General features: G+C 63.2%; 25 protein-coding genes and 1 tRNA gene. 18 read left to right on the forward strand and 8 right to left on the reverse strand.

The window, feature by feature from the left end; translation table 11 throughout:
* The first annotated feature begins 145 nt into the window (after nucleotides 1–145).
* Genes rimP through rbfA form a run of 6 tightly spaced genes read left to right on the forward strand, consistent with a single transcriptional unit; the run spans nucleotide 146 to nucleotide 6,563 of the window.
* Complete coding sequence (gene rimP / locus Q0L48_RS06135; protein ID WP_296718486.1) at nucleotides 146–709, forward strand: ribosome maturation protein RimP; 564 nt, start codon at nucleotides 146–148, stop codon at nucleotides 707–709.
* Nucleotides 706–2,367, forward strand: coding sequence for a transcription termination factor NusA (nusA, locus tag Q0L48_RS06140; RefSeq protein WP_296718786.1), 1,662 nt, complete (start codon nucleotides 706–708; stop codon nucleotides 2,365–2,367). The genes rimP and nusA overlap by 4 nt, the downstream gene beginning before the upstream one ends.
* Entirely contained in the window at nucleotides 2,348–3,142 is a 795-nt protein-coding gene (locus tag Q0L48_RS06145) for a DUF448 domain-containing protein (RefSeq protein WP_296718489.1), read from the forward strand. The genes nusA and Q0L48_RS06145 overlap by 20 nt, the downstream gene beginning before the upstream one ends.
* 9 nt (nucleotides 3,143–3,151) lie before the next feature.
* Nucleotides 3,152–5,716 carry a translation initiation factor IF-2 gene (infB, locus tag Q0L48_RS06150; protein WP_296718492.1) on the forward strand — a complete coding sequence of 855 codons (2,565 nt, stop codon included), beginning with the start codon at nucleotides 3,152–3,154 and terminating at the stop codon, nucleotides 5,714–5,716.
* Nucleotides 5,713–6,156 carry a PaaI family thioesterase gene (locus Q0L48_RS06155; protein WP_296718493.1) on the forward strand — a complete coding sequence of 148 codons (444 nt, stop codon included), beginning with the start codon at nucleotides 5,713–5,715 and terminating at the stop codon, nucleotides 6,154–6,156. The genes infB and Q0L48_RS06155 overlap by 4 nt, the downstream gene beginning before the upstream one ends.
* Nucleotides 6,157–6,158: 2 nt before the next feature.
* On the forward strand, nucleotides 6,159–6,563 hold the full coding sequence (gene rbfA, locus Q0L48_RS06160) for a 30S ribosome-binding factor RbfA (RefSeq protein ID WP_296718496.1): 405 nt from the start codon (nucleotides 6,159–6,161) through the stop codon (nucleotides 6,561–6,563).
* Between the two features lie 6 nt (nucleotides 6,564–6,569).
* Here the strand turns inward: rbfA and Q0L48_RS06165 are convergent, their stop codons facing one another.
* Nucleotides 6,570–7,166 (reverse strand): YceI family protein, encoded by a 597-nt coding sequence (locus Q0L48_RS06165; RefSeq protein ID WP_296718500.1) that lies wholly within the window; start codon nucleotides 7,164–7,166, stop codon nucleotides 6,570–6,572.
* An 82-nt stretch (nucleotides 7,167–7,248) separates the two neighbouring features.
* On the opposite strand from Q0L48_RS06165, the gene Q0L48_RS06170 reads away from it, so the two are divergent.
* Nucleotides 7,249–7,824, forward strand: a complete 576-nt coding sequence (locus Q0L48_RS06170) for a thymidine kinase (protein WP_296718503.1) — start codon at nucleotides 7,249–7,251, stop codon at nucleotides 7,822–7,824.
* A 52-nt stretch (nucleotides 7,825–7,876) separates the two neighbouring features.
* The gene (locus Q0L48_RS06175; protein WP_296718506.1) at nucleotides 7,877–8,602 is read left to right on the forward strand and encodes a site-2 protease family protein; all 726 of its coding nucleotides are present in this window, start codon (nucleotides 7,877–7,879) and stop codon (nucleotides 8,600–8,602) included.
* Here the strand turns inward: Q0L48_RS06175 and glpD are convergent.
* Complete coding sequence (glpD, locus tag Q0L48_RS06180; protein WP_296718509.1) at nucleotides 8,560–10,104, reverse strand: glycerol-3-phosphate dehydrogenase; 1,545 nt, start codon at nucleotides 10,102–10,104, stop codon at nucleotides 8,560–8,562. The two genes, Q0L48_RS06175 and glpD, sit on opposite strands and share 43 nt — an antisense overlap.
* 78 nt (nucleotides 10,105–10,182) lie before the next feature.
* Here glpD and truB point away from each other — a divergent pair, with 78 nt between their 5' ends.
* The 4 genes from truB (at nucleotide 10,183) to Q0L48_RS06200 (ending at nucleotide 14,824) form a co-directional block, all read left to right on the forward strand.
* Nucleotides 10,183–11,091 (forward strand): tRNA pseudouridine(55) synthase TruB, encoded by a 909-nt coding sequence (gene truB, locus Q0L48_RS06185; RefSeq protein ID WP_296718788.1) that lies wholly within the window; start codon nucleotides 10,183–10,185, stop codon nucleotides 11,089–11,091.
* A 12-nt stretch (nucleotides 11,092–11,103) separates the two neighbouring features.
* Nucleotides 11,104–11,373, forward strand: a complete 270-nt coding sequence (gene rpsO / locus Q0L48_RS06190) for a 30S ribosomal protein S15 (RefSeq protein ID WP_296718511.1) — start codon at nucleotides 11,104–11,106, stop codon at nucleotides 11,371–11,373.
* Nucleotides 11,374–11,766: 393 nt separating this feature from the next.
* Nucleotides 11,767–14,064 (forward strand): polyribonucleotide nucleotidyltransferase, encoded by a 2,298-nt coding sequence (gene pnp, locus Q0L48_RS06195; protein ID WP_296718513.1) that lies wholly within the window; start codon nucleotides 11,767–11,769, stop codon nucleotides 14,062–14,064.
* A 79-nt stretch (nucleotides 14,065–14,143) separates the two neighbouring features.
* Nucleotides 14,144–14,824 carry a spermidine synthase gene (locus Q0L48_RS06200; RefSeq protein WP_296718516.1) on the forward strand — a complete coding sequence of 227 codons (681 nt, stop codon included), beginning with the start codon at nucleotides 14,144–14,146 and terminating at the stop codon, nucleotides 14,822–14,824.
* Nucleotides 14,825–14,841: 17 nt separating this feature from the next.
* Here Q0L48_RS06200 and Q0L48_RS06205 read toward each other — a convergent pair whose 3' ends face one another.
* From Q0L48_RS06205 to Q0L48_RS06215, 3 genes are all read right to left on the reverse strand, one after another.
* Complete coding sequence (locus tag Q0L48_RS06205) at nucleotides 14,842–16,038, reverse strand: diguanylate cyclase (RefSeq protein ID WP_296718517.1); 1,197 nt, start codon at nucleotides 16,036–16,038, stop codon at nucleotides 14,842–14,844.
* A 169-nt stretch (nucleotides 16,039–16,207) separates the two neighbouring features.
* The gene (locus Q0L48_RS06210; protein ID WP_296718521.1) at nucleotides 16,208–17,167 is read right to left on the reverse strand and encodes a YdiY family protein; all 960 of its coding nucleotides are present in this window, start codon (nucleotides 17,165–17,167) and stop codon (nucleotides 16,208–16,210) included.
* 350 nt (nucleotides 17,168–17,517) lie between these two features.
* Entirely contained in the window at nucleotides 17,518–18,231 is a 714-nt protein-coding gene (locus Q0L48_RS06215) for a GcrA family cell cycle regulator (RefSeq protein ID WP_296718523.1), read from the reverse strand.
* A 153-nt stretch (nucleotides 18,232–18,384) separates the two neighbouring features.
* On the opposite strand from Q0L48_RS06215, the gene Q0L48_RS06220 reads away from it, so the two are divergent.
* On the forward strand, nucleotides 18,385–19,230 hold the full coding sequence (locus tag Q0L48_RS06220; RefSeq protein WP_296718791.1) for an ABC transporter permease: 846 nt from the start codon (nucleotides 18,385–18,387) through the stop codon (nucleotides 19,228–19,230).
* Nucleotides 19,231–19,353: 123 nt separating this feature from the next.
* Here the strand turns inward: Q0L48_RS06220 and hspQ are convergent, their stop codons facing one another.
* Complete coding sequence (gene hspQ / locus Q0L48_RS06225; RefSeq protein WP_296718525.1) at nucleotides 19,354–19,734, reverse strand: heat shock protein HspQ; 381 nt, start codon at nucleotides 19,732–19,734, stop codon at nucleotides 19,354–19,356.
* A gap of 181 nt (nucleotides 19,735–19,915) precedes the next feature.
* Between hspQ and Q0L48_RS06230 the strand changes: the two genes are divergently transcribed.
* Together Q0L48_RS06230 and Q0L48_RS06235 are read left to right on the forward strand one after the other, a co-directional pair.
* Nucleotides 19,916–20,005, forward strand: a tRNA-Ser gene (locus Q0L48_RS06230).
* Nucleotides 20,006–20,211: 206 nt separating this feature from the next.
* A complete protein-coding gene (locus tag Q0L48_RS06235; protein WP_296718528.1) occupies nucleotides 20,212–21,483 on the forward strand; it encodes an HPP family protein in 1,272 nt (423 codons plus the stop codon).
* Here Q0L48_RS06235 and Q0L48_RS06240 read toward each other — a convergent pair.
* Complete coding sequence (locus Q0L48_RS06240; protein ID WP_296718531.1) at nucleotides 21,480–21,821, reverse strand: cupin; 342 nt, start codon at nucleotides 21,819–21,821, stop codon at nucleotides 21,480–21,482. The two genes, Q0L48_RS06235 and Q0L48_RS06240, sit on opposite strands and share 4 nt — an antisense overlap.
* A 43-nt stretch (nucleotides 21,822–21,864) precedes the next feature.
* Nucleotides 21,865–22,329, reverse strand: coding sequence for an Rrf2 family transcriptional regulator (locus Q0L48_RS06245; RefSeq protein WP_296718534.1), 465 nt, complete (start codon nucleotides 22,327–22,329; stop codon nucleotides 21,865–21,867).
* Between the two features lie 79 nt (nucleotides 22,330–22,408).
* On the opposite strand from Q0L48_RS06245, the gene Q0L48_RS06250 reads away from it, so the two are divergent.
* The 3 genes from Q0L48_RS06250 (at nucleotide 22,409) to Q0L48_RS06260 (ending at nucleotide 24,489) form a co-directional block, all read left to right on the forward strand.
* Nucleotides 22,409–22,909 carry a group III truncated hemoglobin gene (locus tag Q0L48_RS06250; RefSeq protein ID WP_296718537.1) on the forward strand — a complete coding sequence of 167 codons (501 nt, stop codon included), beginning with the start codon at nucleotides 22,409–22,411 and terminating at the stop codon, nucleotides 22,907–22,909.
* Nucleotides 22,902–23,387: a hypothetical protein gene (locus Q0L48_RS06255; protein ID WP_296718539.1), complete on the forward strand. Its 486-nt coding sequence runs from the start codon at nucleotides 22,902–22,904 to the stop codon at nucleotides 23,385–23,387. The genes Q0L48_RS06250 and Q0L48_RS06255 overlap by 8 nt, the downstream gene beginning before the upstream one ends.
* Nucleotides 23,388–23,883: 496 nt before the next feature.
* A complete protein-coding gene (locus Q0L48_RS06260; RefSeq protein WP_296718542.1) occupies nucleotides 23,884–24,489 on the forward strand; it encodes a hypothetical protein in 606 nt (201 codons plus the stop codon).
* Nucleotides 24,490–24,542 lie beyond the last annotated feature (53 nt).

The following is a 24,542-nucleotide window of genomic DNA, read 5'->3' on the forward strand; positions in this document are numbered from 1 at the left end:
ATCAATGTCCTTGGCGCTTGCCAAATCGCGAGCCCGGGCCTAAGTGAGCGCCAATCCCTGCATTGTCGTGACAAGGTTTGGATGCTGGCGCCTTCGGGGGCCGGCCCGAACGCCCTTGCGATGATTCGATCCGACCGGAGACTTAATGGCCGATACCGCGCGCCTCACAGCACTGATCGAACCCGAGGCGCAAGCTCTCGGGTTTGAGCTTGTGCGCGTGGCGATGCTGCCTTCCGGGGCGGGTGACGGAACCATGGCATTGCAGATCATGGCCGAAGATCCGGCCACCGGGCAGCTGGTGATCGATCAATGCGCCGCGCTGTCGCGCCGGGTTTCCGATGTCATCGATACAGCGGAAGAAGCGGGCGAGGTGCTGATCGAAGGCGCCTATCATCTCGAAGTCAGCTCGCCCGGAATCGACCGGCCCCTGACCCGCGAAAAGGATTTCGCCAACTGGGCCGGACACGAAGCGCGGATCGTGATGATCAAGGGCTATGACGGCCAGCGCACCAACAAGGGCATGCTCCACGGCCTCAGTGATGGCATGGTGCATATTACCGACGTCAAGGCGGGCGATGTCCGCTTGCCGATCGACCAGATTCATACCGCCAAGCTCGTCCTCACCGACGCGCTGATAGCCGCCACCCGTCCGCTGGATACCAGCGGTGCCGATGAACTCATCGAAGACACAGAAAAGGCAGACGACTGATGAGTGCCATTTCCGCCAACAAGGCTGAACTGCTCGCGATCGCCAACGCGGTCGCCTCGGAAAAGATGATCGACAAGTCGATCGTGATCGAGGCGATGGAAGAAGCGATCCAGAAATCCGCGCGTAACCGTTACGGCGCGGAAAACGATATCCGCGCCAAGCTCGATCCGCTGACCGGCGATCTGACGCTGTGGCGCGTGGTCGAAGTGGTCGAGGAAGTCGAAGACTACTTCAAGCAGGTCGACCTCAAGCAGGGCGAAAAGCTGCAGCCCGGCGCGCAAGTCGGCGATTTCATCGTCGATCCGCTGCCGCCGGTCGACCTTGGCCGCATCGACGCGCAGAGCGCCAAGCAGGTGATCTTCCAGAAGGTCCGCGATGCCGAGCGTGAACGCCAGTTCGAGGAATTCAAGGACCGCGCCGGGGAAATCATCACCGGCGTGATCAAGTCGGTCGAATTCGGCCACGTGATCGTCAACCTCGGCCGTGCCGAGGGCGTGATCCGGCGCGACCAGCAGATCCCGCGCGAAGCGGCCCGTACCGGCGAGCGCGTGCGTGCGCTCATCACCAAGGTGGAGCGTAACAATCGCGGCCCGCAGATCTTCCTCAGCCGCGCGCATCCCGATTTCATGAAGAAGCTGTTCGCGCAGGAAGTGCCCGAAATCTACGATGGCATCATCGAGATCAAGGCCGCCGCCCGCGATCCGGGCAGCCGCGCCAAGATCGGCGTGATCAGCCACGATTCCAGCATTGATCCGGTCGGCGCCTGCGTCGGCATGAAGGGCAGCCGCGTGCAGGCGGTGGTGCAGGAATTGCAGGGCGAGAAGATCGACATCATCCCGTGGTCGGAAGACACCGCAACCTTCGTGGTCAACGCGCTTCAGCCCGCCACCGTCAGCCGCGTGGTGCTGGACGAGGATGATGGCCGCATCGAAGTGGTTGTGCCCGACGATCAGCTCAGCCTAGCGATCGGTCGCCGCGGCCAGAACGTGCGTCTCGCAAGCCAGCTCACCGGTCACCAGATCGACATCCTGACCGAGGAAGAGTCCTCGGAAAAGCGGTCGAAGGAATTCGCCGAACGTTCGAAGATGTTCGAAGAGGAACTCGACGTCGACGAAACCCTGTCGCAGCTGCTGGTTGCCGAAGGGTTCGCCGAACTCGAGGAAGTCGGCTATGTCGACCTCTCCGAATTGGCCAGCATCGAAGGTTTCGATGACGACCTGGCCGAGGAACTTCAGAGCCGCGCTCTCGAAGCGCTCGAACGGCGCGAAGAAGGCCACCGTCAGGTTCGCCGCGAACTTGGCGTCGAAGATGCGCTGGCGGAAATCCCGCACCTTTCCGAAGCGATGCTGGTCACGCTCGGCAAGGCGGGGATCAAGACGCTGGATGATCTCGCCGATCTCGCCACCGATGAACTGATCGCCAAAAAGCGCGAAGCGCCGCGCCGCCGCAACAATGATGCGGCCGGTCCGCCGATGCGGCGTCCGCAGCGCGAGCAGGACAAGGGCGGCGTGCTGGGCGAATATGGCCTGAGCGAAGAGCAGGGCAACGAGATCATCATGGCGGCCCGCGCGCACTGGTTCGAAGATGAAGATCCGGCCCCGGCCCCGGCTGCCGAGCCCGAACCTCAGGAGGCCGCCGATGCGGACTCCCCACAATGAGCGCCTGACGTCCGACATCGCTGAGCCTTCGCTTTCGGCTGATTCCGGGAGCGAACGGCGCTGCATTCTTTCGGGAGAGACCGCCCCGCGCGAAGCACTCGTGCGGCTGGCGATCTCTCCCGATGGTCTGGTGCTGCCCGATCCGGCCGCAAAGGCACCGGGCCGCGGCGCGTGGATCGGCGTAAGCCGGGATGTGCTTGAAACCGCACTGTCCGATGGCCATTTGAAGCGGGCGCTGATGCGTGCCTTCAAGGGTGCGCCGCTCACCATTCCCGATGATCTTGCCGCCCGCGTCGAAGGCGGACTGGCGCGCCATCTCTGCGATCGTCTGGGTCTGGAACTGCGCAGTGGCAATATCGTGATGGGATCGGCCCGGATCGAGGAGCAGGCACGCTCCGGACGGATTTCGGCGCTGCTTCACGCCAGCGACAGCAGTGAGGACGGGCGCCGCAAACTCGATCAGGCCTGGCGCGTCGGGCGCGAGGTCGAAGGATCGGGCGAGCGCGGGCAGGTCTTGCCTCTGGACCGCACCGCGCTGTCTGTGGCATTGGGCCGCGATAATGTGGTCCACCTCGGCGTTGCCGGCCATGCCGGTGATATGCGCGCCGCGACGCGGGTGTTGCAGGCGGTCTCCCGGCTTTCGCGCTTTGTCGGTAGCGCCGATGCGCCTGCTGGCGCGGCGGACAAGGTGGATATTTCCGGTCGGGATACGCCCGACCAAAACGGGCAGCCGCTTTCCGGCAGCCCGGTAGATGATGAATACGTGAAGGATTGACGAGCGATAATGAGCGACGACAACAACCAGCGCCCCCGCAAACCCCTTGGCCTCAAACGGTCGGTCGATGCGGGCGAGGTCAAGCAGACCTTCAGCCACGGCCGCACCAACAAGGTGGTGGTCGAGGTAAAGCGCCGCCGCGTGCTCGGCAAACCCGGTAGCGAAGCGGCAGCGCCGCCGCCGCCGCCGCCGGCCCCGCCGCCGCCCGCTCCGCCTGCTGCGGCCGCGCCGAAGCCTGCGCCGCGTCCTGCGCGTCCGGCTCCGGCTGGCGAGACCCCGCAGGAGCGCGTCAAGCGGCTCCAGCTGGAGGCCGAGGAAGAACGGCTGCGCATGGCCGAGGAAGGCCGCAAGCGCGACGAACAGGAAGCCCGCGAACGCGAGGAAGAAGAACGCCGCCGCGCCGAGGAAAATCGCCGTGCGGAAGAAGAAGCCGAGAAGCAGCGTGCCGCTGCGGCTGCTGCGCCGTCAGAGGCGCCGGCTGCGAACGAGGCTGCCACGCCGACTGCCGAAGCTTCTGCCACGCCTGCTCCCGCCGACGAAGCTGCCGCTGCCCCGGCGGCCAAGCAGGAACCGGCCCCTGGACCGCGCAAGTTTACGCCAGTGGAACGGCCCGAGACCAAGCGTCCCGAAAAGAAAAAGAAGGAAGAAAAGCGTGCCGCGCCGATCGATGCGGGCAAGGATAGCCGCCGTTCGGGCAAGCTGACCGTCACCCGCGCACTCAACGAAGACGAAGGCCGCCGTGCGCGCAGCCTTGCCGCGCTGAAGCGCGCGCGCGAAAAGGAACGCCGCGGTCAGGGCGGCCCCTCCAAGCCGCGCGAAAAGCAGGTGCGCGACGTGGTCGTCCCCGAGGCGATCACGGTCGGTGAACTCGCCAACCGCATGGCTGAAAAGGGCGCGGACCTGGTGAAGGCGCTGTTCAATCTGGGCATGATGGTCACGGTCAACCAGACCATCGATCAGGACACCGCGGAACTGCTGGTCGAGGAATTCGGCCACAACATCGAGCGCGTGTCGGCCAGCGATGTCGATATCAACACCAGCGAGGACATGGATCCGGAAGAAACGCTGCGTCCGCGTCCGCCGGTGGTGACGATCATGGGCCATGTCGATCACGGCAAAACCAGCCTGCTCGACGCGCTGCGCGGCACCGATGTGGTGAAGGGCGAGGCTGGTGGCATCACCCAGCATATCGGCGCCTACCAGATCACGACCAAGGCGAAGGACAAGATCACCTTCCTCGATACGCCGGGCCACGCCGCGTTCAGCGAAATGCGTGCGCGCGGGGCCAACGTCACCGACATCGTGGTCCTTGTGGTCGCGGCCGACGATGGCATCATGCCGCAGACGATCGAGGCGATCAATCACACCCAGGCGGCCGGCGTGCCGATGATCGTGGCGATCAACAAGTGCGACAAGCCCGAAGCCAACCCGCAGAAGGTGCGCGAACGCCTGCTCGAACACAATGTGATGGTCGAGGCGATGAGCGGCGAAGTGCAGGATGTCGAACTGTCGGCCAAGACCGGCATGAACCTCGACAAACTGCTCGAAGCCATCGCGTTGCAGGCCGAACTGCTCGAACTGCAGGCCCGCCCGGACCGCGATGCCGAAGCGACCGTGATCGAAGCGCAGCTCGACAAGGGCCGCGGGCCGGTGGCGACGGTGCTGGTGACGCGCGGCACGCTGAAGCGCGGCGACAACTTCGTGGTCGGCACGCAAAGCGGCAAGGTGCGCGCATTGGTCGATGACAAGGGTCAGCAGATCAAGGAAGCCGGGCCTTCGATGCCGGTCGAGGTGCTGGGTCTGGGCGGTGTGCCATCGGCGGGCGACGTGCTCACCGTGGTCGAAAACGAACAGCGCGCCCGCGAAGTGGCCGAATATCGTCAGGAATTGGCGACCGAAAAGCGCACCGCGCTGGCGCCGACCAATTTCGACACGATGTTCAGCACCCTGTCGTCCAACGTCATCGAATTTCCGGTGGTGGTGAAGGCCGACGTGCAAGGGTCGGTCGAGGCGATCGTCAATGCACTGCACAACCTGTCGAACGATGACATCAAGGTGCGTGTGCTCAATGGCGGCGTCGGTGCGATCACCGAAAGTGACGTGGTTCTGGCAGGCGGATCGAAGGCTCCGATTATCGGGTTCAACGTCCGTCCGAACGCCAAGGCGCGCGAACTGCTGAAACGCGATAATGTGCGGATGATGTACTACGATGTCATCTATCACCTGACCGATGCGATCGCCAAGGAGATGGTCGGCGAGCTTGGCCCAGAACGGATTGAACATGTGGTCGGCCGCGCGCTGGTCAAAGAGGTGTTCAAGTCGGGCAAGCGCGACAAGGCCGCTGGTCTGCTGGTGGAAGAAGGGGTCATCCGCAAGGGACTGTTCGCCCGTCTTACCCGCGCCGATGTCATCGTTTCGGCAACCAAGATCGCTTCGCTGCGGCGGTTCAAGGACGATGTCGACGAAGTCCGCACGGGCCTTGAATGCGGCGTGGTGCTGGAAGACACCAACGACATCAAGCCGGGCGACCAGCTCGAAGTCTTCTCGGTCGAGGAGCGTGAGCGGACGCTGTGAGCCTGAACGACGCTTGCTACCCAGACGATGCCGGGCAGTCGCCGCATACGGCGCTGCTCGGCTCGGAATTCGTCGGTTGGGACGCAGAAACGCAGACCGCGACCATGCGCTTTACCGTGAAGCGTGAAATGACAACCTGGCGCGGCGGCGTGCAGGGTGGCTTGGTCGCGGGCTATCTCGACGATGTGATGGGCTATGCCTTCGTCGCGGCCACCGGGGGCGAGATGGCGCCGCTCAACCTCGACATTTCGATGTCGCTGATCCGGCTGATCCCCGAAGGCGCGACGATCCTGGCCAAGGGCAGGGTGGTCAAGGCCGGGCGGCGCGTTGTGTTCCTCGAAAGCGAACTGACGGCAGAAGACGGGACGATCTACGCCCGCGCAACCTCCACCGCGCTGCCGACCCCGCGCCCGACGCCGACCAGCACGGGGATGGAATAGCGATGGCGAAGGCCCCTTTCACCACCGAACAGCAATCCGTCCGCGTCCTCAAGGTGGGCGAGCGGGTGCGGCATATCCTGTCCGAACTGCTGGCGCGCGGCGAAGTGCATGACGATGTGGTGAGCGCGGCAAACATCTCGGTCACCGAGGTGCGCATGACCCCCGACCTGCGCCACGCCACCGCCTATATCAAGCCGCTGCTGGGTGCAGGCGAGGACGAGGTGGTGCACGCGCTGCGGCAGAACACCGCGTTCCTGCAACGCGAAGTCGCCAAGCGGCTCGGCCTCAAATTCGCGCCCAAGCTGCGGTTCCGCAAGGATGAAAGCTTTGCCGAGGCAGACCGGATCGAAGCTCTGCTGCGCGATCCCAAGGTCGTTCGCGATCTCGAAGGCGACGAGGAAGAATAGCCCGCTCTAGCGCGGCACCATCCGCGCCTTCAGCGTGATGTCCACCTTGTTGCCGACGATCAGCTGGTAGCTTTTCATGCCGTAATTGCGCCGATCGATCGTGGTCGTGCCGGTAAAGCTCACCGGCTTGCCGACCTGCGTCAGCGGATCGGCGTTGAAGGTCACATCCAGCGTCTGCGGTTTCGTCACGCCGCGCGCGGTCAACTCGCCGGACACCGTGCCGCGCGTCGGGCTGGTGAGTTTCAGCGAACGACCAACAAAGCGGACGCTCGGATATTTCTCGACCCAGAAGAACTTCTCGCCGCGCAATCGTGAAAGCGTGACATCGTCCGGAGCCTCGATCGCGGTTGCATCGAAGGTGACGTCGATCACCGCACGTTCGGGCGCGCCGGGGACGATGGTAACCGCACCCTGCATTCGCGGAAAGCGCGCGGTCTTGCTGGCAATGCCGAAGAACGGCACCTTGGCCGACACGTTGCTGGCGCTCGCATCGAGCGTGTAGCGCTGCGGCGTGCCAATGGTCGCGGCCCCTGCATTGGCAATCGCAAACAGTGCCAGCAGCGGCAGAAACAGCGGGCGGAGAGCGGTGGGTAAATTGATCATGTCAAACCTAGATACGGTTGAACCGGGTAAAAGGTTCAATCTTTGCCTCGCACGATGCACACCGAGCGGATAGGCAGGCCCTATGGCCAAGCTTTACTTTTACTATGCCAGTATGAACGCAGGCAAATCGTCGAGCCTTTTGCAGGCCGATTTCAACTATCGCGAGCGCGGAATGCGCACGATGTTGTGGACCGCCGCGCTCGATAGCCGGTCGGCCGGACAGGTGCAGAGCCGCATCGGGCTGGAATCGGGCGCGCATCTTTATGGTCCGGAAACCGATCTGTGGGCCGCCGTCAGCGCCGCGCATGCGGCCGAGCCGCTCAATTGCGTGCTGGTGGACGAAGCGCAGTTCCTTGGGCCTGAGCAAGTGTGGCAATTGGCGCGGCTGGCGGACGAAGCGGGCATCCCGGTGCTGTGCTACGGCCTGCGCACCGATTTTCAGGGCGAGTTATTCCCCGGATCGGCGGTTCTGCTGGGTATCGCCGATGCGCTGGTGGAGCTGAAGGCGGTGTGCCACTGCGGGCGCAAGGCGACGATGAACCTGCGCGTGGATGATAGCGGCGCGGCGGTGAAGCAAGGCCAGCAGACCGAGATCGGCGGTAACGACCGCTATGTCGCGTTGTGCCGCAAGCATTTTTCGCAGGCACTTGTCGCATGATTACGCGCTGGCGCACTGGCGCAGGGTGCGCGCGCATCCTATCTGACAGTCAATGACCGACACCCTGACATTCGCGCTCGTGCTGATCCCCGCACTGGTGATCGCAATCGTTTTCCACGAGGTCGCGCATGGCTACATGGCGCGGCTGCTGGGCGATCCCACCGCGTCGGATCGCGGGCGGCTGACGTTGAACCCGATCAAGCATGTCGACCCGGTCGGCACGTTGCTGGTGCCGGGCGCGCTGGCGTTGCTGGGCGGGCCGGTGTTCGGCTGGGCCAAGCCGGTGCCGGTCAACAAGTGGCGGCTGAACAATCCGCGCTTCGGCATGATGGCGGTCGCGGCGGCCGGGCCGGGGAGCAACTTCGTACTCGCAGCCGTCGGCGCGGTGCTGCTGGGGCTGGCGATGCCGGCCGGGCTCGGCTTCGGCGGCGATATGGAAGCGGGCGCGGCGCTGCTGGTCGATGCCTTGGGCGAGCCGCAATGGCTGGCGACGGGGTTGTTCTACTTCATCCTCGTCAACATTTACCTCGGCCTGTTCAACCTGCTGCCGATCCCGCCGTTCGATGGGTCGCACATCGTCGGCGGCTTGCTGCCGGACGGGATGCGCGCCGGGTGGGAAAAGCTGCAAGGCGTCGGCATGGTGCTGCTGATCGCGCTGATCGCGGCCAGTTGGGTGTTCGGCACGGCGTGGCTCGGCACGGTCCTGATGCCGCCGGTGACGTTCGCGATGGGGTTCTATCTTTCGCTGGCGGATTGGGTCGCGGCGCTGATCGCCTGATCCTCGATCCGCGCGCGTTCGAACCAGTGGGACAGGGCCGCGCGTTCCTCGGCGCTCATGTGCAGCCCCAGCTTGGAACGGCGCCACAGCACGTCATCGGCGCTGCGGGCATATTCGTGGCGGACGAGATAGATCACCTCGGCCGCAGTCAGCCCGCCGCCGAAATGCTGGCCAAGGTCGCCAAACGCGCCCGCATCCCCCAGCACCGCGCCCAGCCGCGTGCCATAGGCGCGGGCCATGCGCCGCAGCACCGGCGCGGGCAGCCACGGCCGGATGCCAGCCTGCGCAGCCACGAACCCGTCGAAATCCAGCGCGGGAATATCGCCGCCGGGCAGGGCTGCATCCGCCGTCCATGATCGCCCGTCCACGCCCAGCTTTTCCAGCGCGTGTTCGGCAAGCTTGCGATAGGTGGTGATCTTGCCCCCGAAGACCGACAGCAGCGCCGCGTCCTTCTCGTTTCGCCCGCGATCCAGTTCGAACACGTAATCGCGCGTCACGGTGGAGTTGCTGGCCGCCTGGTCATCATACAGTGGACGCACCCCGGCATAGGACCACACCGCCTGGTCGGGCGAGACATCGGCGGCAAGATATTCGTTCACCGCATCGCAGATGTACTCCGCCTCCGCAGGGCTGATCGCAATTCCCGCCGGATCGCCTTCAAATGCGACATCGGTGGTGCCGACCAGCGTGAAGTCGCCTTCATAGGGGATGGCAAAGACGATCCGCCCGTCGCGGTTCTGGAATATATAGGAATGGTCGCCCTCGTAGAGGCGCGGGAAGATCAGGTGGCTGCCCTTGACCAACCGCAGGTTGCTCGCATTTCGCCCCGGCATGGCGCGGGCGAGCACCTTGTCCACCCACGGCCCTGCGGCGTTCACCACCATTTTTGCCGTCACGGTCTGCGTGCCTGCCGGACCGGAGAGGCGGGCCTGCCACTGGCCGCGCGTCCGCTCCAGCCCGGTGCATTCGGTGCGGGTGCGGATATCTGCGCCGCGCTCGGCCGCGTCGACCGCGTTCAGCACCACCAGCCGCGCATCCTCGACCCAGCAATCGGAATATTCGAACCCCCGCGTCAGCCGGCTTTCCAGCACACCGGCGTGCGGTGGGCGGGTGAGATCAAGGCTGCGCGCCGGCGGCAGCAGCTTGCGCCCGCCGATGTGGTCATACAGGAACAGCCCCAGCCGGAGCAGCCATTTGGGTCTGAGGCCTTTGTCATGCGGCAGCACGAACCGCAGCGGCCAGATGATATGCGGCGCGATGGCGAGCAGACGCTCGCGCTCGATCAGGCTTTCGCGCACCAGCCGGAATTCGTAGTGTTCAAGGTAGCGAAGCCCGCCATGCACCAGCTTGGTGGAGGCGGACGAGGTCGCGCCTGCCAGATCGCCTTTCTCGACCAGACACACCGAAAGCCCGCGCCCGGCAGCATCGCGCGCGATCCCGGCGCCATTGATGCCGCCGCCGATCACCAGCAGATCGAAGTCTTTGGGTCCGGTAATGTCCATACACTGCGAAACTTGGCGTTTTCGATGCGGCTTGGCTAGGGGGGCGGGGTGAAAGACATATTGCACACCCCCTCGCGAATTCCCCTGTCCGGCTGGTTGATCCTCGCCAAGCCGCGCGGGCTGGGCAGCACCCAAGGTGTGAGCGCGGTCAAGCGGGTGCTGCGCCAGAACGGCTATGCGAAGACCAAGGTGGGCCACGGCGGGACGCTCGATCCGCTGGCCGAGGGCGTGCTGCCGATTGCATTGGGAGAGGCGACGAAGCTGGCCGGGCGGATGCTGGATGCAAGCAAGATCTACGAGTTCACCGTGCAGTTCGGGGCCGAGACATCGACGCTCGACACCGAAGGCGAGGTGGTGGCGAGCAGCGATGTGCGCCCGACGCTCGCCGAGGTTGAGGCGGTGCTGCCGCGCTTCACCGGGCCAATCGAGCAGGTGCCGCCTGCGTATTCCGCACTGAAAGTGGGCGGGCAGCGTGCCTATGATCTGGCGCGGGCAGGGGAGGCGGTGGAGCTGAAGGCGCGCAGCGTCACGATCCACTCGCTCAACATCAGTAGGGGTGATGAGGAGATCGGTGCTGTCACCCTCACGGCCCACGTTTCCAAAGGCACCTATATCCGCAGCCTCGCACGGGACATCGCATACGCGCTTGGCACCTGCGGCCACGTCACCTATCTCAGACGCACCAAGGCTGGCCCGTTCACGCAGGATCAGGCGATTTCGCTGGACTTGTTGGACGAAACCGCTAAGGGCGCGAGCCTTGAATACCTTCTCCTGCCGCTGGAGGCAGGGCTGGACGACATCCCGGCCCTTCACCTCGATCAGACAAGCGCGCAGGCGGTCCGACAGGGCCGGGTACTGTCTGACATGCCCCAATCATCCGGGCTTTATCTGGCGAAACTGGGCCAAGTCCCGGTCGCGCTGATGGAAATCACGGATGGCACGGCCACGGTCGTGCGGGGGTTCAACCTTCCCGATGTCGCTGAGTGAAAGAGAAATACTATGTCGGTGACCGCCGAAGCCAAGCAGGAAATCATTTCCGATAATGCCCGTGATCCCAACGACACTGGCAGCCCCGAAGTGCAGGTTGCGATCCTTACGCAGCGCATCCGCAACCTGACCGAACACTTCAAGGATCACCACAAGGACAACCATTCGCGTCGCGGCCTGTTGATGATGGTCAACAAGCGCCGCACGCTGCTGGCCTATCTCAAGAAGAAGGATGTGGAGCGGTATAACGCCCTGATCCAGAAGCTGGGCCTGCGTAAGTAAGAGTTTTGCGAAAGGCGGCTCCAACGGGCCGCCTTTTTCGCATATTGGATAGCTTACGAGCAGGATTGGTCGGAGCAGTTCTTTGAAAACGCGCTACGTTCTAATTCTTTTGATATTGACGAGCGTCGTAATCACAGTCGCAGCGTCATACGTTTTATCGCCTTCGTATTGTCGGGTTGATTGGAATCCGTTCGATTGTGACGATCTCGAAGATAAAGGCATCTATATCAACTGAGAGCGCCAAAACGACGTTCTCGCTGGGCAAGGCTTTGCAATTCGGCAGGGCGGGCCTTTGGGGCGCTAATTTCAAGCCCCACACCGGACCGGGCCGGTCTCTCCCGGAAATGTACGCTCCGCCCGGCAATATGGCCGCGCGGGTCAAAAGGAAAATCAATGTTCGACACGAAAACCGTATCGCTGGAGTGGGGCGGCAAGACCCTCACTCTGGAAACCGGGCGCGTTGCCCGTCAGGCCGATGGCGCCGTTCTGGCCACCTATGGCGAAACCGTGGTGCTGTGCGCCGTGACCGCCGCCAAGAGTGTAAAGGAAGGGCAGGATTTCTTCCCGCTCACCGTCCACTACCAGGAAAAGTTCTCTGCTGCCGGACGCATTCCGGGCGGCTTCTTCAAGCGTGAGCGCGGCGCGACCGAAAAGGAAACGCTGACCAGCCGCCTGATCGACCGTCCGATCCGCCCGCTGTTCCCCGAAGGTTTCTACAACGAAATCAATGTGATCTGTCAGGTGCTGTCGTTTGATGGCGAAAACGAGCCGGATATGGTGGCGATGATCGCCGCTTCGGCTGCGCTGACAATTTCGGGCCTGCCGTTCATGGGGCCGATCGGCAGCTGCCGCGTCGGCTACATCGATGGCGAATATGTCCTCAATCCCAAGCAGGATCGTGCGCTGGCCGATGGCCGTCTCGATCTGGTCGTCGCCGCTACGCAAGACGCGGTGATGATGGTCGAATCCGAAGCCAAGGAACTGACCGAGGATGAAATGCTCGGCGCAGTGATGTTCGCGCATAACGAAATCCGCAACGTCATCGGCGCGATCATCGATCTGGCCGAACAGGCTGCCAAGGAGCCCTGGGCTGTCGACGTCAGCGACAACACCGCCGACATGAAGGCGAAGCTGAAGGACCTGATCGGCGGCGACATCGCGGCTGCTTACAAGCTGACCGACAAGTCGGCCCGCTCGAACGCGCTCAACGAAGCGCGCGCGAAGGCCAAGGCTGCGTTCGCCGATGAAGGCGGACAGACCCAGAATGTCGCCAGCAAGCTGATGAAGAAGCTCGAAGCCGAAATCGTGCGCGGGGCGATCCTCAAGGATGGCCAGCGCATCGACGGCCGCAAGCTCGATCAGGTGCGCCCGATCGAAGCGATCGTCGGCTTCCTGCCGCGCACGCATGGTTCGTCGCTGTTCACCCGCGGTGAAACGCAGGCGATCTGCACCACCACGCTCGGCACCAAGGATTCCGAGCAGATGATCGATGGTCTGGAAGGCCTCAGCTACACCAGCTTCATGCTGCACTACAACTTCCCGCCCTATTCGGTCGGTGAAGTGGGCCGCTTCGGCGCTCCCGGTCGCCGCGAAGTCGGTCACGGCAAGCTCGCCTGGCGCGCGCTGAACCCCGTGCTGCCGAGCAAGGAAGACTTCCCCTACACTATCCGCGTCCTGTCTGACATCACCGAGTCCAACGGCTCGTCCTCGATGGCGACGGTGTGCGGCGGCTGTCTGTCGATGATGGATGCCGGTGTTCCGGTGAAATCGCCGGTTTCGGGCATCGCGATGGGCCTGATCCTTGAAGGCGACGACTTTGCGGTTCTGTCGGACATTCTGGGCGATGAAGATCACCTCGGCGACATGGACTTCAAGGTTGCCGGTACCGAAAACGGCATCACCACGATGCAGATGGACATCAAGATTGCCGGCATCACGCAGGAAATCATGGCCAAGGCGCTGGAACAGGCCAAGGCCGGACGGATGCACATCCTCGGCGAAATGGCCAAGGCACTGACCGGTGCCCGCACCGAAGTCAGCAAGCACGCACCGCGCATCGAGACGATCCAGATCGACAAGTCGAAGATCCGTGACGTCATCGGCACCGGCGGCAAGGTGATCCGTGAGATCGTGGCTGAAACCGGCGCCAAGGTCGACATCGACGATGAAGGCGTGATCAAGATCTCGTCGAGCAATGTCGACGAAATCGAAGCGGCGAAGAAGTGGATCCTCGGCATCGTCGAGGAAGCCGAAGTGGGCAAGGTCTACAACGGCAAGGTCGTGAACATCGTCGATTTCGGCGCGTTCGTGAACTTCATGGGCGGCAAGGACGGCCTCGTCCACGTGTCGGAAATGCGCAACGAGCGGGTCGAAAAGCCCACCGATGTCGTGTCCGAAGGCATGGAAGTGAAGGTCAAGGTGCTCGAAATCGACCAGCGCGGCAAGGTTCGCCTGTCGATGCGCGTTGTCGATCAGGAAACCGGCGAAGAGCTGGAAGACACCCGCCCGGCACGCGAACCGCGTGAACCGCGCGAAGGTGGCCGCGGTGGTGATCGCGGCGGTGATCGTCGCGGGCCCAAGGGCGGCGGCGGTGGCCGTGGCGGCGATCGCGGCGGGCGCGGCGGCGGCGGCGGAGACCGTGGTGGGCGCGACAGCGGCCCGGCCGGTCTGCCCGACTTCCTCAAAGACTGATCGCCTCATCCGAGGCTAACAATCGGGGCCGTCCGGAGCGATCCGGGCGGCCTCTTTGTTCAAGAAGGTACGCTGACCGATGCTCAAACGCGAACTGATCGCCTCGACGCAGATCGCCGATGGCGAAGTGCTCGAACTCTACACCCACGCTGGCCACTTCATGATCGTGATGGGGCGCAACGAGCTGATGAGCACGCGGATGCGCTTTTCCGAGGAGCAGCTCGCCGCGCTGACGATCGAGCGGCTGGGCAAGCAGGCCCCCCGCATCCTGATCGGCGGCTACGGCATGGGCTTCACCTACCGCGCCGCGCGCGAACGGCTGGGCGAGAATGCGCAGATCGTAGTCGCCGAGATTTCCGAAACCATCATCGACTGGGCCAAGGGACCGATGGCCGACCTGACCGGCGACAGCCTGTCAGACCCGCGGCTCGACCTGAAAATCGGCGATGTCGCCGCACTGATCGACGATGCCAATGACGGCACCTCGGCCAAGTTCGATGCGATCCTGCTGGATGTCGACAACGGCCCCGACGGGTTGGTGCGCGATGCCAACAACCGGATCTATTCGCGCACCGGGCTGGCCAAGGCGCGCGATGCGCTGAAGCCGGGCGGCATTGTGGCGGTGTGGTCGGCCGGCCCCGATCCGGCATTCCGCAAGCGGCTGCATGATACCGGGCTGGACATCGTCGAATGGAAGGTGCGGTCACGCCCCAACAACAAGGGCGCGCATCATATCATCTGGTTTGCGAAGAAGGCCTGAAGCCGATCGCAACGGGCCTAGGCAGCGCAGGCGATTGCGGGACTGATCTTCGGCTTGGCCTCGTAAGGCCGTTCAATTTCCAGACGATTGCGCCCCAGACGTTTGGCGCGGTACAGGGCTTCATCGGCGAGCATCAGCGCTTGCTCGGTCGGTCGGCCCTGCGACAATTCCACTGCTCCGATGCTGACCGTGACATTCTGCACGATCTCCAACCCGGCCAGCGCATGGCGGGTCTGGTGCGCGATTCCCTCGCGCAGTAATTCGAGTTCGCGCTGCCAGTCGGGCGCGGTGAGGAAGACAGCGAACTCCTCCCCGCCGATCCGCATAGCCTTGCCCGGAACGCAATCGAGGCTGCGCGCGATCGATTGCAGCACGACATCGCCGGTCGCATGGCCGAACTGGTCGTTGATCCGCTTGAAGTGATCGCAATCGACAATCGCCAGCGCGGTGTAGCTTTCATGCGGGATGTTGCGCAGATCACGCTCGAACACGCGGCGATTGGCGATACCGGTCAACGCGTCGACCTCGCTGGCATTGCGCGCCGCAACCGCTTCGGCCAGCGCGGCGTCGCGTTCGCGCAAGGTGGAGCGAAAGCGCACGGCCAGCAGCCCCGACACACAGACCAGTTCGAACGCGAAGCCGAGCAGCATGCCTTCGGCGTAGTTCTGCATCGACCCCAGTTCGAACCCGTCCATCACCGCCGCGATGACGCCAACACTGAGCAACGGGGCGAGGGCCACCGCAATCCAGAGGGTTTCACGGTGACCGCGCGCAATGCCGACCACCAGCGCGACCGCAATCGTTACGAGCACGCCCAGCATGACAAGCGCGTAAATATACGAAGCTTCGATATTGAACAGGAACCAGAGCGAGCTTGCCGAAGCCATCAGGCCGATCGGGAAAACGCACCTGATCGCGTACCCTAACAGGCCCGATAAGCGCGGCGCGAGCAGATGCGCAATACCAAGTCCGATCGTGGCAACCACCAGACCTTCGGCCGCGATGCGGCAGGCAATGTGCCAGGGCAGGATCGCATCGGCGGCAGGCGAAACCGGCGGAAATGTAAGCGCAAGCGCGCCCACGGCCAGCGCATGGAGTGCAAAATAGGCATAGAGCCGATCCCGCGTTGCCAGCGCAAAGCCTGCGCCGCCGATACCGAACAGGGCTGTCGAGGCGTAGTACCCCCCCGCAACCATATCCGACATTTCGACCATTTGACCGGGCTCTCCCAAAACAAGGAATTCCCTAGGACAAATTCATTGCGCAACCTTAAACCGGCGGGCCTAAATCGGCAGACGGAAGCAATATTCATCGCCGGGCGAACCATAGGTCCGGTGGCCAGTGCGCGGATCGCAGCTTCCGCTTCGGCCCGAAACGTTCAGGTCAAAAATCGTAGATCAACGTTACCCTGCTCAGCGTGTCGGTCTGCACAGCGCCCGGCGGCGGGTTGCTGTTATATTCGATCGCATAGGAAAACCGCGCCGACAGGCTGCTGTTGATCTTGGCATTGAGCCCGGTAACGAGATCGAGCGTGGTGTTCTGCGAATCGATGATCGCGATGGCCGACCCGCCGGTTTCCGCCACCGCATTGGTGTTCTGCGTCAGCTTGAGCCGGTCGGTAATCGCCCAGTCGAAATCCAGCCCGATCAGCCCTGCAATCCGGCTATCGTTCCGGCCATCGACGAATTGCGTGACACGGTAAGCCGGGCCGACCTTGACCGAAAGCTGGATGTCGTCCTTTTTCAGCGCTTGAAAACCGAGCCCGCCCGAAACGGCATAGCGCCCGGAGAAACCCTGAAATTCGTCCCGTTCGTACTGCGCCAATGCGTAGATATAAAACCGGTCGGATATGTTCACGTTGGGCTCGTAGCGGGCGAGGTATTGCTCACGCGTGGTGACCCCGTTGGAACGCTGATAATCGACCCGTGCGGTAAGCTTGTGCCGCCAGTCGATGCCTTGTCGCTCGGCCGTCAGGCCGGTGGTAATCCCGGTGTCCGAGGCATTGCCGGTGGCGCGGAAGGCGCCGAATTCGCCTTTGCCGCTCCAGTTCTCCAGCAGCCCGGCGGTGCGGATGGCTTCTTCCTTGGCCGCAGCCTCGGCAGCCTTCGTCGCAGCGAGCCGGGTTTCGAAGCGGTTCAGCATCGCGTCGATCGCGGCCGCGTCATCGGGGTTGGTCTGCTTGGCGATTTCCACGACGGTGCGCACCTTCGCCTCGTCACCCGTGGCGATGGCGGCATCGATCATGGCGCGCACGGGTTCAGGCAAGGCGGCGGCTGCCGGTGCGGATGCGCAGGCGATTAGCCCGAGCGTCAGCCCGCGCACGAGCAAACTGGATGGTGTCATTGTCTTTCCCCTGTCCTGCCGTCCCGGCCATAGGGGCAGCCGAAGCGGAGGTGCAAGACCACACGGTCACTGATTGGCGGTCCGCCACCGCAGGCTGGCCTCTGTTCGCCGCCGATGCCGCAGGGTAATTGCCGCTTTCCTACTGCGATGCAGTCCGGGAAGGCTTGGCCCCATGAAACGGTATGCAGCCCGACCATCGAACCGCAGCCTGTGTTGCAGCCATTCGCACCGCACAGGGTTTTTGCGTTCTGAACAGTGTCTCATGTGTCTCCTACTTCGGCCCGCCGCCATTCAAACTGAAGCTGGCGGGGGCCGAATCGGAGATGCGGAATGCGGTTTCGGCGGGCCCTTTAGCGGACGCGCGGACCGCCAAAGGGCAGCGGCGGGGGCGGGCGGCGCACGCCGCGCGGCAGCTGCGCCTGATAGGCCCGGCCGCAATGTTCCACGCAATAGGGGAAGCCGGGGTTCACCTGCACGCCGCAGAAGTGGAAATCGGGCTCGCCCGGATGGCCCATCGGCCAGCGGCAAACCTTGTCCGACAGATCGAGCAAGGTGGTCTTGTCGGCGATCTCGGCGCTGGGCTTGGCCGGCACGAGGCGGCGCGGAGGCGCTGGCGGGATCGGCATCTGCTGATCGCCCGGTCCTTGGCGCAGAAAGCCGCCAGGGCCGACCGAAACGATCTTCGGAAGATAGGATGCGGGATTGGGCATCGGCTGCGAAGGCGATGGGCTGGCAGCGTTGCTATCGGCATCGCTACGCGCGGGCGCAGGGGCTGGGCGAACGACGGCGCGCTCGGGCGCGGCAGCAGGCGCACGCTCGGCGGTTTCGGCGCGTGGCTCCGGCGCGGGCTTGGACGCTGCAGCAACCGGCTTCTTGGGCGCGGGCGCCTTTTTCTTGTCATTGGCTTTAACCGGGGAGGGGCGCGCCTTGAGGCCCAGCCGGTGCGCCTTGCCGATCACCGCGTTGCGGCTGACGCCGCCCAGTTCGGTGGCAATCTCGCTCGCGGTGGAGCCGCCTTCCCACATTTTCCTGAGCGTCCCGATGCGCTCGTCCGTCCAGCTCATAAACTCTACCTGTTCCTGTGTCCGGCGCGTGCGCCGTGCCCTGTGATACCGGGCCATGCTTGTCACGGAAGCAGACGCAGCCTAGGCGCAAGCACTATGGCCGATACTGCTTCAGCAAACCCAAAGGGCGATGCCGCTCCCGTGACGGAAAACATGGTCCGTGACAAGACCGGCGCGAACGCCCGTTTCAGCCCGCGCGGTGTCCCGGTGATAATCGGGATCAACCGCGTTGGCCTGCTTGCCCTCTATATGAAGGAGGTAAGGCGGTTTCTCAAGGTGCAGACGCAGACTGTCTGGGCACCGGCTTTCACCACGCTGCTGTTTCTGGTGATCTTCACTGTCGCTTTGGGGCGCGGCGGGCGCGAAGTGCTGGGCGTGCCGTTCGCCAGTTTTGTCGCGCCGGGGCTGATCGTAATGGGAATGATGCAGAACGCCTTCGCCAATTCCAGCTTCTCGTTGCTGTCGGGCAAGCTGCAGGGGACGATCATCGATCTGCTGATGCCGCCGCTGTCACCCGGAGAGTTGATGACGGGGATCCTTGCAGCCGCGATGACCCGCGCGATTGCGGTGGGATGCACCGTGGCGCTGGCGATGGCGCTGTGGCCGAGTGTGTCGTTGGCGGTGGCGCATGTCTGGGCGGTGCTGTGGTTCGGGTTGATGGGGGCGCTGTTGCTGGCGTTGCTGGGCCTTGCAACGTCGGTCTGGGCCGAAAAGTTCGATCACAACGCGGCGATAACGAACTTCATCATCGCGCCGCTGTCACTGTTGTCGGGGACATTTTACGTGATCGACAATCTCGATCCGGCGTTCCAGATGGTGAGCCGCGCCAACCCGTTCTTCTACGTGATTTCGGGCTTCCGTTATGGCTTTCTGGGCGAAAGCGACATCGGCGATGCGGCTGCGGTGGTGGCAGCGGGGGGAGGGCTGCTGTTGCTGAATGTGGCTTTGGGGGCGGGTGTCTATGCACTGCTGCGATCGGGCTGGAAGCTGAAGAGCTGATCTGCTCAGGCGTCTGCAAGCCATGTGGCTTGCTGCAACCATCAACGGCCTGAAAGGCCGCAAGAGCAACCGCCCGCCCCAGCCTTTGCGAGGAACGGCAAGCCGAATGGCTTGCCGAAAAACCTAATGCGTCAGGGCGCGACGCATCCGGTAGCGGCCGTCCTTGAAGCTTTCAAACAGCTGGCGCACGGTGGGGTGGTCGATCGGGCCGCCATCGGGATCGGCCAACAGATTGCCTTGGCTGACATAGGCGACGTAGGACGAATCCTCGTTCTCGGCCAGCAGGTGGTAGAATGGCTGATCGCGCCGGGGGCGGATATCCTCGGGGATGGACTCGTACCATTCCTCGCTGTTGGCGAAGACCGGGTCGATATCGAACACGACGCCGCGGAATTCGAACAGGCGGTGCCGCACGACATCGCCGATACCGAAGCGGGAGCGGGTCTGGCGCGGCGCGATGATCGTGCGTCCGGCCTGGCTCGAGAAGAACTCTGCGCGTTCCATGCGGGGCAATATGGAGCCTTGCGCGCGCAAAACAAGCACGGCTTTGGTGCAGGTGCGAGATATGCCCGCATTTTGTGGTGTCTCGGGACTTGGCAAGGCGCAGGGCTTGGGCTAACGGGCGCGCTTCCTGTCGCTCGCCGCCTGACCACGCGGCTGTTCGGATACGCGCGACAGGCCTCGCGGAGAGGTGGCAGAGTGGTCGAATGCGCCGCACTCGAAATGCGGTTTACCGGCAACGGTAACGTGGGTTCGAATCCCACCCTCTCCGCCAACAGCTCAACAAAGCATGCTGGTGCAGTAGCTTACTGGCTTCCTGACCTTCTTTCATCCTCCAAGATACAGAGGATGAGTGCGGAATGACCTTCGCGCTGTCGCCCTGCAAAGAATTTCTATCGGTGCCGACCGGCGCGCAATCGCGCGTTGTGCGTTAAGCCTGCTGCTGAAGAGCTTCAGGTCACGGTGCCCGAAAGGATGACAATGGCGACCAAGGTGCAGGTCACAGCCGGTAGTGACGCCATGCCCCCGCAAAGCGATAGCGTGGTCAATCCCGTGTCAGGCGCTGGGCGGATGCGCGTGCACCTGCGCCGCGCGCTGCGTGCCGCCGGACCGGCCATGCCGCGCCCGCGCCCGCAAGAGGCACTGCGAGCGGGGATAGGGGCGGGGCTCGCCTTGTCACTCAGCGGCGGTTTGCTCGTGATGTTGAGCGCATGGCGCGGCGATCTTGCCAATTTTTTGCTGATTGCGCCCCTGGGGGCAACTGCGTTCCTGCTGTTCGCAATTCCCAACTCGCCGCTGGCGCAGCCGTGGTCGGCGGTTGTCGGCAACACGGTGTCGGCCCTGATCGCGGTCGCCGTTTTGCAGCTTGGCTTGCCGGCCGAGATCAGCGTGGGGTTGGCGGTAAGCGGTGCGATCATCGCGATGGCGAGCCTGCGCGCGATGCACCCGCCCGGCGGCGCAGTGGCGCTGGCAACCGTCCTGATCGCGCTGGAGGGCGGCCCGGTCGGGTTCGATTTTGCCTTGTCTCCTGTGTTCCTTGATACCGCGCTGCTGGTGCTGCTGGCGATCGGGTATAACCGGCTAACCGGCCGCCACTATCCGTTCCGTCAGGCAACCCAAGCCGGTGTTCACGAAACGGCCGATGTGGTGCCGGACCGGCGGCTGGGTCTTACCCCGGAAGCGTTGGAAGGGGTGCTCGAACGCTTCAATCTTGGCGCCAATATCGGCGCGGAAGATTTCGGCCGGATCCTTGCTGCGGCTGAAGCCGAAGCCGCGCGACACCACTTTGCCGGGCTGACCTGCGGCGAAGTGATGTCGCGCGATATTGTTGCGGTCGGGCCGGACGCCCCGCTCGGCGCGGTGGCCGATCTGTTCCGCAAACATCACTTCAAGACACTTCCGGTGGTGGATGAGGGAGGGCGGCTTGAAGGGATCATCTCGCAGAATGACCTGATCCAGCGGGCGCGCACGCTGGCCCTGCCAACAACAGACGGATTTACCGGCAGCCTGCGCGCATTGCTCGATCCGGCCCGCCGTGCGCTTGCGGCGCGCGACATCATGACCACCAGATTGAAGACCGTCGGCCCGCAGGACGGGGTCGGCGTGCTGGTGCAATTGCTTGCCGATGGCGGGGTGCAGGCGGCCCCCGTCGTCGATGGCGATCAGTTGCTGGGGATCGTCACCCGCTCGGATCTATTGGCTGTGCTGGCGCACCATACGATCTTGGCCAGCGCGTTGGCGCCTGCGGATTAAATGTCCTGCGCAATGGGCAACATGATCGTCATCAACAGCACGGTGTCAGTAACGGCGTCAATGCCGTGGACGGTGTTGGCGGCAAAGAACACCCATTGATCGGAATGCAGTGGCAGCGTCCGGTCAGCCAGCTTCACATTCGCCGTGCCCTGAAGGCATTGGAGCGTGATCTGCGAAGCGACCTGATGGGCGGGCATGGCGTCCCCTTGTTTCAGCACGAGCCGAATGGCTTCAAACCGGTCGGTCTTGACGATCGCTTTTGTGCCGGGCGTGTCCGCCGCTTGAGCGGGCAGGCCAAGGTCGACAACTTCACCGGGGCTGGCATGATGCAGGGCCATGGCCTGATCTCCTTGTTTCTGATGGTTCGGGGTTGCTGACGGGTCAGGCAGTGCCGGTCTGCGGCTCAAGCGGCGCTGCCGGTTCACGCAGCAAGCGATCCCGGAACCCCTTGGGGTCAGGGATAAGCTCACTGATGCGGCGCTGATCGAGCTTCGTCAGGAAATCCTCCACCGCCTCGCTCAAAAGCGGTTTGAGACCGCACATCCCGTTGATTGCGCAGCCAGACCCCGCGGCAAAGCAGGACACGAAAGCGTCCAGGTTCTCGAACCGGCGCACCACTTCGCCCACGGTAATGGTGTCGGCAGGGCGCGCCAGCCGCATCCCGCCGCCGCGACCGCGAAAAGTCTCGATCAGCCCTTCCGCCTGCAGCCGTTGCACGACCTTGGCCAGGTGGTTGCGCGAAATCCGGAACCGCTGCGCAATCTCATCGACTGACAAGTGCCGGTCAGTGGCCGCAAGGGTCATCAGCACACGCAGGGCGTAATCGGTGTGAAGGCTAAGCTGCATGAAATATGCATATCAGATATTGCTTTTAAGAGCAACGTGGCTTAATGGGTAACTGATATACCTATTAAGAGGAATTCACATGTTGAATACCGCCTCCACTCCGGCCCAGCCCCAGTCTGATGTACGCGATTTTGCGTTGCAAAAGCGGGCGGAAAAGCGGGCGGCGGCTGAAGCGATTGGCGTCGATGCCGATTTCATCGATGCCATGGTCGAGACCTTTTACGCCGCGATCCGTGCCGATGATCTGCTGGCTGAGATTTTTGCCAGCCGCGTCCACGATTGGCCCGCACATCTCACCCGGATGAAAGCGTTCTGGCGTTCCGTGCTGCACAATAGCGGCGAGTTTTCGGGCAATCCGATGCTCAAGCATCTGGCTATTCCGGGGCTGGAACTTGGCCACTTCGTGCGCTGGCTCGACCTGTTCTACGCGACCTTGCGGCAGCTCGAACCCCATCCCGAAGCGACCGGACTCGTCGCGGGTCGGGCACGGATGATCGCCGACAGCCTGTTCACCGCCATCGAAATGCGCCGTTCCGGATTGGCCGGGGGGCGCGCAGGAAGGGAATTGCCTCATGCTTGAAGCCCCGAACACACAAGCCTTTGCGGATCACGGCGTTCACATTCAGAAGGATGTGGTTACGGACACCCGTCCGGCGATCACCCCCGTCGTTAAGCACGAGGCGAATGATAATCACCCGAGCTTCGAGCGGGTTGGAGAACGGCGGACCTTCGAACTGCCGCGCGTGATCTGGCTCGGCATGATCGCCTGCTATGCTGTCTTCCTGACCGCTTTGCTGGCGAGCACGGGCGGCGGCCGAGCGGGCTTCGCGATTGCAGTCTCGGCAGTATATATCATCATGTTCTTCGGCACTGCGCGGGTGATCGCCCGACAAGGCCCGCCGCAAAGCGCAAGCCATCTCGTACGGCATGGCGCCACCCTGCAAACTGCCTTCGGCCCGATGTCGCGCGGTGCAGTCTTCGGCCAGATTCTGATCGTGCCGGTGGCGGTGGCCGTGTTCGGGCTCGCGATTGCGGGAATTATCGCCGTCGTGATGTAACTCACACGCAGGAGGAGAAATGCGATGATGGGTTGCGAATGCTGCGAACTCGGGCCCCCAGGACCGCTCGATTGTCGAGGCTGCGCACCGCGGCATCCGGAAAGTTGGGTCTTACGGATCAAAGTTCCCAAGGGGGCCCACTTGTTGGGTGGTTTGCAGGGATGCGAAAAGAACCGAGAAGGGAACGTGGCGCCAGACGCCGAGCGCCTGCTTTGCGGGCGAAGTGGATTGAAGCTGTTCCGCTCGGGATCAGTCAGGGACTGAGCGGTTGGCTCATTGCCGCAGGGCATTTCCTGACCGTTCGTGTGGCGCGGAAAATGGGGCCAGATAACTCACCTAACTACTATCGGCCTCCTCATCGCGGCTCTTTGGAAGTTCGTCCCGGCGATTGATGAAAGGCAGAAGCAACGGCAGGGATTCACCAGAGTTGTAAAAATCCTGCCGTTCAGAAAGCGACCCCATTCCAGACACCACGACCGCATGCTAAATCATGCCGATGGCGTTGATTTTCTATGCGGCGATTGATGATCTGACGGACCTTTCGCGCCGTCTTTTCGAGGTGCCGGGGATCGAGATATTCGAAGAATATTCCCCACCAGACCAACCAAACCTCTTTTTCAAGACGCCCGACGAGATTGCGCGATACCTTTCCAAAGGTGCTGGATCGTTTGCCGCTTGGCCGTCAGGCGTAGGCGGAACCTTGACGCGAAAGCACGTCGTCTTCAGCAGTGAGCATCAGGAGAACTCGGGAGGCACGGGAAGGACTGTCCTTGAGAGCCCCGCCATCATCAGAGTGGCCGCGATTACCGATGTTGAAGGATGCCTCAATCCCTCTTCAATCTTTTGCTGGACCGAGAAGGGCGCTCGGCAGCGATCGATGTATGGCGAAGAAGCAATTGCGGGAGTCGATTGGTCGAAGCTGAAGTCCATCGTGGCGAGCGTCGAACGGTGGATCAAGAAAAGTTCGCCAGCTCGGTTGCACTCTCATCCTGTCATGCCCGCCGCATGCTCAGAGCTGAATGAAGGCAATGCAGTGCTTTGGAACTTCGGTGAGAAGGTCGGACCCGCTGCGTTGGAAACTATGTCGCCACAAGGCAGATAACCACCCACCTGCGGTCATTTGCAGTGCCCTTGCGCAGTTCCGAAACCTGCCGG

The organism is Erythrobacter sp. (genome assembly GCF_024305245.1).
GTDB lineage: Bacteria > Pseudomonadota > Alphaproteobacteria > Sphingomonadales > Sphingomonadaceae > Erythrobacter.